Source organism: Bartonella saheliensis, from assembly GCF_902162175.1.
Window position 1 is genome coordinate 128,676 of sequence record NZ_LR607197.1, and the last position, 13,235, is coordinate 141,910.

Here is a 13,235-nt window from a genome sequence, read left to right on the forward strand (position 1 = left end):
TCATGAAAGCAGAAAAAGCAGAGGCTGTTTTCGTTTTAGAAAATATTGTGCGCACATTTCCTGCGGGTGAAACATTTGTTACTGTCTTAAGGGATATCAATTTAACCATTAAGCGTGGGGAAATGGTGGCAATTGTGGGGGCTTCTGGCTCTGGGAAGTCCACCTTGATGAATATTTTGGGCTGTCTTGATCGACCAAGTTCTGGTCGTTATTGGATCTCAGGAAAAGAAACTGCTTCTCTTTCTGCTGATGAATTATCAGCTTTACGACGTAATCATTTTGGATTTATTTTTCAGCGCTATCATTTATTGAATGAATTAACCGCCCTAGGCAATGTTGAAATTCCTGCTATTTATGCAGGTTGTGCACCGGATATGAGAAAAAAACGTGCTGAAGAGCTTTTAACACGCTTAGGTATGGGAGAGAGAATTAATCATCGTCCCAATCAACTTTCAGGGGGGCAGCAACAACGGGTATCTATTGCGCGTGCATTGATGAATAATGCGGAAGTTATTCTTGCCGATGAGCCAACCGGTGCACTCGACAAACAGAGTGGGCAAGAAGTTTTGCGTATTTTGGATGAGCTTCACCAAGAAGGGCGCACCATTATTATTGTAACGCATGATATGCAAGTGGCTAAAAGAGCAGATCGTATTATTGAAATCAGTGATGGAGAAATTATTGCTGATAAGCTCTCAAAAGGTGTAAAAACAAAAACTCAGTCTCTTCAGGAGCAAGAAAATCTAAAAGATCAAAAAACACTGGGTTTTTTTCGTTCTTTTGTTGAACGTTTTCGTGAAGCATTTGTCATGGCATTGTTGGCGATGAATGCACATCGTATGCGAACTTTTTTAACAATGCTTGGGGTGATTATCGGTATTGGGGCGATTATTGCCATGGTTGCTTTGGGAAATGGTACGCGGGAAAAAATACTGGATAACTTTAAAAGCTTGGGCTCTAACACATTAACCATTTTACCTGGAAAAAGCCTCTCTGATCCACAAGCAGAGAAAATAACCAGTTTGGTGGAGGCGGATGCAGAAGCTCTTTCTAAATTACCTTATATTGCTGGTGTAACACCTCAGATTTCAGCAAGTTCTGTGGTTCGTTTTGGTGGGGTTGAAGTCAATGCTATCATTGCTGGGGTAGGAGAACAATATTTTCAAACACAGGGACTTAAAGCTGTTCAAGGGCAGCTGTTTGATCAAAAAAGTGTGCATGAGCGGGCGGTTGATCTTATTATCGAAAAGGAAGCACTTTCGGTGCTTTTCCCTCATAGTCATGGGAGCCCCATAGGGAAAATTGTTCATTTGGGCAGTGTTCCTGCGCGCATTATTGGTGTGGTAGATCCACAACATATGGGAGGAGATACTTCAAATACATTGCAGGTTTATTTGCCTTATACAACCTTACAAACGCGTTTTCTTGGTACAACTCAAGTTCGGGCCATTACTGTGAAGATCGCCGATCATGTTGATTCAAATTTAGCCGAGAATATGGTGAAGCGTTTCCTTATTATGCGTCATGGTGGGGAAGATTTTTTCATTAGAAATTCTCAGGCCTTTCGTGATCGTATCACAGAAAGTACACAGATTTTAACGCTTTTGGTGTCTTCTATTGCTGCTATTTCACTGATTGTGGGTGGTATTGGGGTGATGAATATTATGCTGGTCACGGTTTCGGAGAGGATCAATGAAATTGGGGTGCGTATGGCTGTTGGAGCACGCCAAAGTGATATCTTGCAGCAATTTCTGATTGAAGCAATTTTGGTTTGTGTCATTGGTGGTGGATTGGGTGTTCTCTTAGGACTTTCTATCGGTGGTTTGTTTGTACTCTTTAAGGCACCAATCCACCTCGTTTATACGATTGATTCAATCATTATATCCCTTACTTTTTCCACTCTCATCGGGATATGTTTTGGCTTTTCGCCAGCGCGGCAAGCTTCACGGCTTGACCCTGTTGTTGCACTCTCGCGTGATTAAGCCCTTATTAATTTAATATATGTTGATTGTTATATCGGATGAAGTGTCTGTAAAGTAAAGCATGGATAGGAAACGTTAGTGATCTGCTATTTTTTCCTAAAAAACGCTTCATTCGTTAAAGGGAATATGCCTTCCTTTACACTAAATATCGTTTGGCTAAAGGCATCATGAAGACTATAAAATTTATAGTATACGCCCCTTTTTAGGTTTGATCAGGAGTAAACAGAAACTATCATACACTGCTCTTCAATATTGTTACAGCCGTTGGTATAAGAAGAGTGGAGATTTGAAACTCTTCGAAGTATTTGCCGTTTTTTCATGCGCATAATTTAGCTTTTTTTAGACTTATTTGTTTAAGAGATTGATTTTTTTCTGTTTCATCTCATTTTGGGGGCTGAGATAAAACAAGCTATTTTTGTTGTTTGCGATAAGGATGCTATCGGTGTTTTTGTAAGGGGGTGTGTGATTGTAAGACGCAACTGCGTAAAATGCCGGTTTGATTTCATGATTTTGGTGAGGGGGATAAAAAAAGTTTGAGAGGTGGCAAGCCTCTCATTTTTTAAGCTTAATCCTAAAATTATCGCGCACTTTATTGTGTCTTTTTACAAAAAACAAAAAAATATTTTTAAAATCATTACACTTTCCTTTTATTTTCATAAGGGAGGAGACATCAGTCAATGCATCATATAGCTTGGGGCATCATATAATTTGGGGGGGCAAAGAGATTTGCTCATATCATGTCGTCAAGGATAGAAAGAACATATTAAAATTAAGATATTTTAAACCTTTTAGGTAGAACAAGAGGCGTTGGTGAATTGGTCTAGATTCGATAATTGAAGGTATTTTTCATTGGGGAAAAAGCATGACGACGCTACAATCGCTTTTACGAACCTATCGTGATGAAGCCCGTACCGAACGAGATAAGGGCACGTATTTTGAGCGCTTTGTTCTTGCTTATCTGATCCATGACCCTCTCCAGTCTCAGTGTTATGAAAAGGTTCAAACTTTTAAAGATTGGGCACACGAAAATGGTTGGGATGGTCGTGATACTGGGATTGATTTGGTGGCAAAGCTTCGTCATGAAGATGGTTTTGCAGCAATTCAATGTAAATTTTATGATGAATCCTATCGGATTAAAAAAGCAGATATTGATAGTTTTATTTCAGCATCAGGGAAAGAACCATTTAAGCGGCGTGTGATCGTAGATAGTACACTCAATGCTTGGACTGACAATGCTGAAACAATGATACAGGGGCAAAAAATTCCTGTTACACGGATCAATCTTTCTGATTTGAAAAAAAGTCCAATTCGTTGGGAGACTTTTGCAGCCAAAGGCACAATTGCGTTGGAGGGTAAAAAGAAACTCCGTCCCCATCAGGGGGAGGCATTGCGTTTTGTGCGTGCGGGGCTTGCTCAGGCTGATCGGGGTAAGCTCATTATGGCTTGTGGAACCGGTAAGACATTTACCAGTCTTAAGATTGCTGAGGATTTAGCTGGTCAAGGCAAGTTTGTTTTGTTTCTTGTCCCTTCCTTGGCACTGATGTCACAGACGGTGCGTGAATGGACCAGGGATGCTGAAATCGGCTTACGTTCCTTTGCGGTTTGTTCTGATACACAAGTGGGAAAGCGTCGTAAAAATAGTGTTGATGTTGCAGAAATTGATGTGTGTGACCTGGCTTTTCCAGCGACAACCGATGCAGCAAAACTGGCAGAACAGGCGGGTACGAGTGTTGCAGATGAGATGAGTGTGGTGTTTGCAACCTATCAATCCATTCAGGTAATTGCGGATGCTCAGAAAAACTATGGTTTTCCCACTTTTGATCTGATCATTTGTGATGAGGCGCATCGTACAACAGGGGCAATGCTGGAGGGGGAGGATGAATCCAATTTTGTGAAGGTGCATTCCAATGATGTTATTCGTGCTCAAAAACGCCTTTATATGACAGCGACACCCCGCATTTTTGGGGATAATGCAAAAAGTCGCGCACATGAGGCCAATGCCGTTCTCGCTTCGATGGATGATGAAAAGCTTTTTGGTAAAACACTTTTTTATCGAGGGTTTTCATGGGCTGTACAGCATAACCTTTTAACGGACTATAAGGTTATTGTTTTAGCAATGGACGAAAAACTCATCGGTTCTGCTGTTCAAAAGCGCCTTAGTGATAGCGAATCTGCACTTATTCTTGATGATGCTACGAAGATTATTGGCTGTTATAAGGCGCTGACAAAACAGGATATGAAGGCTGATGTTGGGGCTGATCCGTATCCTATGCAGCGTGCTTTGGCATTTTGTAAAGATATTCGCAGTTCTGAACTGGTCCGTGGTGAATTTTCTGCGGTTGTAGAAGAGTATCTTGAGTATACGCAAGGGAATGCGGAAAACGAGAATTTTCTGCAGTGTGAAATTGAGCATGTTGATGGTACTTTTAATGCCAAGGATCGTGGTGCACTGCTTGATTGGTTGAAAGAGGATAGCGGTGATAAGGTTTGTCGTATTTTGACCAATGCTCGTTGTTTGTCTGAGGGGGTGGATGTTCCAGCTCTTGATGCCATTATGTTTTTAAATCCACGCAAGAGTCAGATTGATGTTGTGCAAGCGGTTGGGCGGGTGATGCGTCGCAGTGAAGGCAAAAAGATGGGGTATGTCATTTTGCCCATTGGTGTTCCTTTTGATACGCCAGCAGAACAGGCTTTAAACAACAATGATAAATATCGGGTTGTTTGGCAAATTTTAAATGCTTTGCGCGCCCATGATGATCGTTTTGATGCGACGATTAATAAGGCATCCTTGGGGCAAGATATCAGCAATGTGATTGAGATTATTGGGGTGACACAGAGTACTGAGTTACAGGCTGTGACGGCTGTTGTCGAGAATCTTCCGGTCCGTTCACAACCGGCACGATCGGGCATTGGAAGTCCTGAGCGTGATTTGCTTTTTATAGATGAGAACAAAGGGCAACTTTCCTTCTCTGTGGATGAGCTTTCGCGTGCCATCATGGCTAAGATCGTTAAAAAATGTGGAACGCGTGATTATTGGGAAGATTGGGCGAGCAATATTGCGGAGATTGCCAAGAATCATATCACGCGCTTAACAGGGATTCTGGCAGAGCCAGAGACGAGGGCGCGTCAAGCTTTTGATCGGTTTTTAGCAGAACTGCGCGATGACTTAAACAATACGATTACAGAGGCTGATGCGATTGAGATGTTGGCACAACATATCATTACGCGTCCTGTCTTTCAGGTGTTGTTTGAAGGCTATCAGTTTACGCGTGAGAACCCAGTTTCGCGTGCTATGCAACAGATTCTTGATGTGCTTGATGAGGCAAATCTTGATAAGGAATCCAAAGATCTTGAGAAATTTTACGCCAGTGTAAAATTACGCGCCAGCGGTATTACCAATCCACAAGCAAAGCAGAGGTTAATTGTAGAGCTTTACGATAAATTTTTTCGTTATGCTTTTCCACGCACAGTAGAAAAACTAGGCATTGTTTATACGCCTGTGGAAGTGGTGGATTTTATCATTCATTCTGTCAATGATGTGTTAAAACAAGAATTTGGCCAAACGCTTGGCTCATCAGGGGTGCACATCATAGATCCGTTTACGGGAACGGGGACTTTTATCACACGGCTTTTGCAATCAGGCTTGATAAAACCAGAAGAAATGAAGCACAAATTTTGTCATGAAATTCATGCCAATGAAATCATGCTTTTAGCCTATTATATCGCAGCCATTAACATTGAAACAAGCTATCATGGTCTGATGGGGGGTGATTATGTTCCCTTTGAAGGAATTTGTCTGACCGATACATTTCAGCTTTATGAGCAAGACAAAGATCTGATTAGTGATTTGCTGGAGGCCAATAGCACTCGACGGGCACGCCAGAAAGAACTGGATATTCGTGTTATCGTGGGAAATCCCCCTTATTCTTCTGGACAAAAAAGCGAAAATGATAATGCAAAAAATATTGGTTATCCTAAATTGGATCGCCGCATTCGTGAAACTTATGCCCCTCAATCCAAAGCGAGCAATGTTAATGGACTGTATGATAGTTATATTCGTGCTATTCGCTGGGCAAGTGATCGCATAAAAGACTGTGGCATTATTGGTTTTGTCACAAATTCAGGTTTTATCAATGGATATTCTACGAATGGCTTACGAAAAGAATTGAGTAAAGAATTCTCAAACATTTATGTTCTCAATTTACGGGGTGATATTCGTAAAAATATGATGAGTAAAGGGCGCGCTCAAGAAGGGCAAAATGTTTTCGGTAGTGGAAGCATGACAGGAATTGCGGTGACGCTGTTTGTTAAAAATCCCAATGTTACAAAACCTTGTAAAATTTACTATCATGATATTGGCAATAATCTCATGACAAAAGAGAAGCTCTCTGAACTTCAACGGTTGTGCAGTGTTGACGGTATAAAGCGTGAACGTGGTTGGCAGATGATTACGCCAGATGCGCATGGTGATTGGTTGGATCAGCGCAACAGTGATTTTGAAAAATTTTTAGCTTTGGGTGATAAGAAGGGCTGTGATAAAAAGCTATTCAAAACTTTTTCTCGTGGTATACAAACTGGTCGTGATGCCTGGGCATACAATTCAAGTCGTGAAGCTCTGGCCAATAATATGAGCAATATGATCGCTTTTTATAATAGTGAAGTCGAACGTTTTAATAATATTTATGCACATTCTGATCGTAAAACACGTGTAGGTGCTGTAGACGATTTTGTTAACACGGATGCCAAAAAAATCAGTTGGAGTCGTGCACTTAAACAAAGGTTAGCTAGGGAAAAGGTTTTTGAGTTTAAAGAGACATGCCTTATTCAGAGCTCATATCGTCCTTTTATACGACAGTGGTTCTATTATAATCGTACTTTTAATGAAATGATTTACCAAATGTCGCGTATCTTTCCATTAGAAAAAGCGGTTGAAAATAGAGTTATTCAAGTTACAGGAGTTGGAGTAAGTGATTTTTCTATCCTAATGACTAAAGATATACCCGATCTTAATGTAATGACTGCTAGCCAATGTTTTCCACGGTATCTTTACGAAGATGCTGAGTTCTACGAAGGTAAAAAGGAAGATCAGGTTCATTTATTCACAAATCTTGCAGAAGGCAGAAAAAAAGCTGGTTTGCAGCGGCGTGATGCACTCACCGATGAGGGATTGGCGCATTTTAAGGCAGCTTATCCTGATGAAGTGATTACAAAGGATGATTTGTTTTATTATGTCTATGGGATTTTGCACTCTGAGGATTATCGCAAGCGTTATGCGCATAATCTGTCTAAAGAATTGCCGCGGATTCCAACGGTTAAAAAAGCAGAAGACTTTTGGGCTTTTGTAACAGCAGGGCGAAAGCTTGGCGATTTACATATGAATTACGAAGAGGTTGAGCCCTATCCGGTGACCTATAAACAAGGGGATCCAAAAACTTGGGTGATTGCTGATGCGGAAAGTTTCTATCGTGTTCAAGCGATGAAATTTGCCGGTAAGCGCGGGGCTATTGATAAAAGCACCGTGGTTTATAATAGCAATATTACCATGCAAAATATTCCTCTTGAAGCTTATGATTATGTGGTGAGTGGTAAGCCTGCTCTTGAATGGGTGATGGAGCGGCAGATTATCAAAACGGATAAAGCAAGTGGGATTGTGAATGATGCTAATCGCTATGCTGTTGAGACGGTGGGTAATCCAGCCTATCCTTTGGAATTGTTTCAACGGGTTATTACGGTAAGCTTAGAAACCATGAAAATTGTGCGCAATCTTCCAAAATTGGAAGTGCGAGAAACTGAAAAGGTTCAGTTGTCCATTGTGCGGTAAAATGAGGGTCTTTGGGGGCGGTGATAAAACACTCTTCTTTAAGGGAGCGTGATCCAAGCCGGCATCATTATCCACTGCCCCCAATTTTGTGATAAGCCTTTTGTTTTGGGACAGTTTTATGCCACGCAGGTTCTCTTTTCTTGTGATGTGCAAACAAAACAGTTTTGATTGATTCAATAGAGAATAGATTTGAAAAGAGGGAATCTTACGGTATTTAAGACGCTTATTTAAAATAAATTATGGTAGATGATCATTATAAATCAACGTCTTGTAATAATACATAAGTGTATTGGGGCGTTTGCTTGGCATGAGGATTTGTTTGTCAAACCTTTATGGAGGAATCCTGTGAGAAGGGTATGGAGAAGACACTAGGAAGTGGTCAGAAGGTGGTAAGGTTTAAGGGTATCGGGGTAAAGGATCAGGGGGGAAATCAGAAAGTGGTTCTGATATAAACTTGGAGCGTTTTAATATATTGGACTATAAGAATGCGGGCTTGCTTGATCTGTTGTATTGGATTTTCAGCTTTGCTCTTTACAGGATAGGCAATGAAATGGATATCAGGCATGAGATATTTAAGTTCACGCATGGAGCGCCATATGTGGTAATCATGGGTGACGATATAAAGGGTCTTATAGTGGTGCTTTTTAATCCAAGCGGCACTTTCTTCGGCGTTTCCTCTGGTGTTAATTGCTTGATGCCCAATATCAATACAACAGGAGATAAGCCGTGGGCTAATATGCATATTATGCATAAACCCCTTTAGATTGGTTGAGGTGTTTACACCACTGATGAGGAGTCGTGAACCAAGCCCTTTTTGTAAGAGATGAAGTCCTGTCTCTATTCGGTGTTCTCCGCCTGTAAGCACGATGATGGCATCGGCTTTGGGAAGGGGCGTTGGGGGAGAAAGCCGTTCGGTTTTTTCAGAAAAAATAATAAAACCACCCCAAAAAATAAAAACCATGACCGCAAGAGTAAGGGTTGTGGGTGGAAAATAGCGAAATAAGCAGCGGGGAGACCAGCTATAGTGGGGACGTTTTGAAACAGGACGTTCTAAATCGTGTTGTATCAATGAGTTGGAGCTGTTGTGAGTCATAAAATTAAAATAAACCGTTTTCACATTGATCGATTTTTTTCAGCTGCGCTAAAATAGTCATCCGGTTTGTAAGGGTGGTGAGAAAAGAAACAAAAATAATAAGAAGAATAATTTTTCCATAAGGAATGGAATTTATGGAAATATGTCCAAATAAAGCGGTTACTTGGCTGGCTTCTGCTCTTCCTAAGTTATAATTTGTCCACAGACAAAGGGTTGAGAACAAAAATATACTTGTGAGACCACCATATAAAGCACCGCGCAGCGCAGTTTTAAAAAAATGCCAGTCAAATTGACGTGCAATGAAAAGGGTTTCAGTACCAAGAAAATATAACACATTGATAATATGGGCGTTTTCTGCCAATGCATTGCGGGTGGCAAAAATGATGGTGAGGATAAGAGAGCCTAAAACCAATGCTAAAATTAAAAAACCAATGAAAACAGTGGTGTATGCCATAGTTGCAAAACGATGGACCCAAACACGGTGATCATCAAATTGACCACCTGGAATTTGAGTTTTAATGGCATGATTGATGGCGGCAAAATTGATTGTTTCATCTTCTTTTAAGGTGACAATGATAAGGCGGGGAAGGGGCAATTCGTTCAAATTAAAACCTGTTCCAAGCCATGGTTCGAGTAACTTTTCGGTGGCGTTTTGGTCAACAATTTTTGCATCTTGTACACCAGAAAAGGTTTTAACCAATGTTACGGCATCATGAAGTGCTTTGTTGATATCAACATTGTCAACGGGGCGTATTTGTATTGTGGCTTCATAGCTAATTTGATTGCTCCAATTTTTGGCAGAACGCTGGATTAAATCAACACCAATTAAAGTGAGGCTTGAGAGAAATGTCATAATAGCAATCACGGCAACCAACGCTTGCCCAGAAATGTTGCTACTGGGGATAATCGCCGTTGTGTTTTTTTTATTGCTGGTAAAAATGGAGAAAAATTTATTCATGAATTGTCATCCGTCCATTATGGAGAAGCATACGTCGTGCTGCAACTTGTTCCATTAAGGCGATATCATGGGTGGCAATGATGACAGCCGTTCCAAAACGGTTTAATTCGATAAATAAACGTAGCAGGCGTTTGGCTAAGGGCGGATCGACATTTCCTGTTGGTTCATCTGCAAGAAGAATTTCAGGCTGATCAATCAGTGCGCGTGCAATGGCAACTCTTTGTTTTTCCCCACCGGAAAGAACCGGTGGTAAAACATGAATATGATCGCCAAGACCTACCCAACAGAGAAGATCTTCTACTTCACTGCGATAGGTTGCTTCTTCTTGCCCTTTAATGCGTAAGGGCAAAGAGACATTTTCATAAGTGGTCATGTGGTCAAGCAGACGAAAATCTTGAAAAACCACACCGATACGTTGTCGCAGAGCTGGGAGCTCTTGTCGTTTGAGTAAAGCTGTATCTGTTCCAAATAAATCAATATGACCACGCGTTGGTTTGAGTGCTAAAAACATCAGACGCATCAATGACGTTTTACCCGCCCCAGAGGCTCCCGTGAGAAATTGAAATGAGCCAGCAGGAATATGAAAGCTAATATCGCGAAGGACCTCTGGGCCCATTCCATAGCGCAGACCAACATTTTCAAAATGAATCACTTTTCGTTCTTACTCCTGATTTTATCTTGTAGCATTTATTCTAAATTTATTTTAAAAATTTTTTCTTTTTATTGCGTTAAGCTTTTGTTGTAAGCTTGCTCATTTTAGATTTCGTGGTTTTTTCTGCGCTTTTGTTATCGATAAATATTCTTGCTCAAAAATATTATTATTTATACTTGCTCTTTCTTCCTTTATTTGTAATTTTAGCAGGAAATTCAAAGTGATTCTAGTATAAACATCAGAATTATCTTTCCTACTTCCCCAGAGACTTTTTTGCATTGAGTGGGCATAAAGCCATTAAAAAGGCAATTTAGAAAAGCTCAGTGGCTCTTTTTATCTCATTTTCTTAATTCACATGCATATCTCCATTTAAGAAGTATATTCCCATTTGGAAGTTTTTTTCATCGGTGGCTTTTATAACAATGCCGAGATATTTGTGCAAAAAACAAAAACCACCGTATGTTGTATTTTGTCGCTTTTCCTTAATCTTGTCGATTGGCAATCAGATCTTCAACAACTTGTGGTTCGGCAAGGGTTGAAGTATCTCCTAAATTATCGAAATTATTTTCAGCAATTTTGCGTAAAATACGTCTCATAATTTTTCCTGATCGCGTTTTGGGAAGTTGCGGAGCAAACTGAACTTTATCCAAGATAGCAATGGAGCCTATTTCCTTTCTGACATGTTGAATAAGCTCTTTCCGCAATTGGTCACTGGATGTTTGCCCCTCCATGAGAGTGACAAAACTATAAATTCCTTGTCCTTTAATGGGGTGTGGGTAACCAACAATAGCGGCTTCTGATACAGCAGGGTGCAAAACAAGGGCGGATTCAATTTCCGCAGTTCCTAACCTGTGCCCTGAGACATTGAGAATGTCATCAACCCGTCCTGTAATCCAATAATAGCCATCGCTATCGCGTCTACAACCATCGCCTGTAAAATATTTTCCTTTATAGGTGGAAAAATACGTTTGAATAAAGCGCTCGTGATCCTTATAGAGCGTGCGCATTTGTCCGGGCCATGAGTCAATGATACAAAGATTGCCTTCTGCTTCACCTTCTAAAACATTGCCTTCAGCATCAACAATTTGGGGTTGAACACCAAAAAAAGGACGTGTGGCGGAGCCTGCTTTGAGGGGTATTGCACCAGGCAAAGGTGTGATCATATGCCCCCCTGTTTCTGTTTGCCACCATGTATCGAGAATTGGACAACGGTCATTTCCAATTTTGTGATAAAACCATTCCCATGCCTCTGGGTTAATTGGTTCTCCTACAGTTCCTAAGAGACGTAAGGATGTTCTTTTTGAGCGTTCAACAAACGAATTTCCCGCTCCCATTAAGGCGCGGATAGCGGTTGGTGCGGTGTAGAATATATTCACTTGGTGTTTGTCGACAATTTCCCAAAATCTTCCCTTATCAGGAAAGGTTGGGGTACCTTCAAACATTAAAGTGGTGGCGCCGTTGCATAAAGGTCCATAAACCAAGTAAGAATGTCCTGTAATCCAACCAATATCGGCTGTACACCAGTAAACTTCACCGGGATGATAATCAAAAACATATTGATGAGTCATTGCTGCAAAAACAAGATAGCCCGCTGTGGTATGCAAAACACCTTTGGGTTTGCCGGTTGAGCCCGAAGTATAAAGAATAAAAAGCGGATCTTCAGCATTCATGGGTTCTACTGGACAGTCTGTTTTGGCATGAGCGATTTCTTCATGGTACCAAAAATCACGCCCTTCTACCCAAGCGATTGGTCCACAAGTTCGCCGTACAACCATAACTTGATCGACACACACATTTTGACGAGATGCAATCTCAATGGCATGATCAACATTGTCTTTTAAGTTAATTCGTTTGCCACCACGCAATCCGTGATCAGCGGTAATAATGAAGGTCGATTCACAGTCAACAAGGCGTCCTGCTATTGCTTCAGCAGAAAAGCCCGCAAAAATAACCGAATGAACAGCACCAATGCGGGCACAAGCGAGCATGGCATAGGCTGCTTCGGGAATCATGGGAAGATAAATGGTTACCTTATCGCCTTTCTTAATGCCACGGCTCTTTAAGAGATTGGCAAAACGACAAACATGTTCATAAAGCTCATTATAGGTTATTTTTTTATCATGATAGGGATTATCTCCTTCCCAAATCAGAGCGATTTTATCTCCATGAGTTTTTAAGTGGCGATCAATGCAATTATAGGCAACATTTGTTATTCCATCTTCGTACCATTGAATCGATACATCATCATTAAAAGAAGTATTTTTTACTTTTGTGAAAGGTTTAAACCATTCAATACATTGACCATGTTTTGCCCAGAAGCTTTCTGGATCATTGATGCTTTCTTGATACCACTGTTGATAGGTTTCCTCATTGATGAGAGCATTTTTTTTTATATCATCTGATATTGGATAAATTTTTTCAGACATAAGTTCCCTCTTTTCATTTCATTCATTTATTGTAGGGAAAATGAGCCATGGTATTTTTAGGCAAAACTTCCCCATAAGCTTTTCATTTTGAGGGTAGATTAAATGACAAAGATTGGAATAGTCAATTTTAAAATCTGATATGTTTGTCTTCAGATGAGTATTTTATGCTTATTTAGGGCACGCAAATGCGGTAGAGCCTATTGTGGTACAGAGCTTTATTAAAGACATTAAAAAAATGTCATATAAAAAAGAAGGGAGAGTGAGAGTGTTTTTTAAAAGAATAAACTTACTAAATATTAATAT

General features: G+C 40.5%; 6 protein-coding genes. 2 read left to right on the forward strand and 4 right to left on the reverse strand.

All coding sequences use genetic code 11. The features are described 5' to 3' along the window. Positions 1 to 2: 2 nt before the first annotated feature. Both FS875_RS02390 and FS875_RS02395 read left to right on the forward strand, forming a co-directional pair. On the forward strand, positions 3 to 1,982 hold the full coding sequence (locus FS875_RS02390) for a MacB family efflux pump subunit (RefSeq protein WP_144752539.1): 1,980 nt from the start codon (positions 3 to 5) through the stop codon (positions 1,980 to 1,982). Between the two features lie 862 nt (positions 1,983 to 2,844). Next, positions 2,845 to 7,803: a DEAD/DEAH box helicase gene (locus tag FS875_RS02395; RefSeq protein WP_144752542.1), complete on the forward strand. Its 4,959-nt coding sequence runs from the start codon at positions 2,845 to 2,847 to the stop codon at positions 7,801 to 7,803. A 430-nt stretch (positions 7,804 to 8,233) separates the two neighbouring features. Here FS875_RS02395 and FS875_RS02400 read toward each other — a convergent pair whose 3' ends face one another. The 4 genes from FS875_RS02400 to acs all read right to left on the reverse strand — a co-directional run bounded on the left by FS875_RS02400 (position 8,234) and on the right by acs (position 12,932). After that, entirely contained in the window at positions 8,234 to 8,896 is a 663-nt protein-coding gene (locus FS875_RS02400) for a YdcF family protein (protein ID WP_144752545.1), read from the reverse strand. A gap of 4 nt (positions 8,897 to 8,900) precedes the next feature. Further along, the gene (locus FS875_RS02405; protein WP_144752547.1) at positions 8,901 to 9,854 is read right to left on the reverse strand and encodes a cell division protein FtsX; all 954 of its coding nucleotides are present in this window, start codon (positions 9,852 to 9,854) and stop codon (positions 8,901 to 8,903) included. Beyond that, complete coding sequence (ftsE, locus tag FS875_RS02410; RefSeq protein ID WP_012232498.1) at positions 9,847 to 10,506, reverse strand: cell division ATP-binding protein FtsE; 660 nt, start codon at positions 10,504 to 10,506, stop codon at positions 9,847 to 9,849. Before ftsE ends, FS875_RS02405 begins: the two co-directional genes overlap by 8 nt. A gap of 482 nt (positions 10,507 to 10,988) precedes the next feature. Continuing rightward, positions 10,989 to 12,932, reverse strand: a complete 1,944-nt coding sequence (acs, locus tag FS875_RS02415; RefSeq protein ID WP_144752550.1) for an acetate--CoA ligase — start codon at positions 12,930 to 12,932, stop codon at positions 10,989 to 10,991. Positions 12,933 to 13,235: the final 303 nt, after the last annotated feature.

Coding starts and splice junctions, on each gene's coding strand:
- FS875_RS02390 (WP_144752539.1), top strand. CDS start 3: ATGAAAGCAGAAAAAGCAGAGGCTGTTTTCGTTTTAGAAAATATTGTG.
- FS875_RS02405 (WP_144752547.1), bottom strand. CDS start 9,854: ATGAATAAATTTTTCTCCATTTTTACCAGCAATAAAAAAAACACAACG.
- acs (WP_144752550.1), bottom strand. CDS start 12,932: ATGTCTGAAAAAATTTATCCAATATCAGATGATATAAAAAAAAATGCT.
- FS875_RS02395 (WP_144752542.1), top strand. CDS start 2,845: ATGACGACGCTACAATCGCTTTTACGAACCTATCGTGATGAAGCCCGT.
- FS875_RS02400 (WP_144752545.1), bottom strand. CDS start 8,896: ATGACTCACAACAGCTCCAACTCATTGATACAACACGATTTAGAACGT.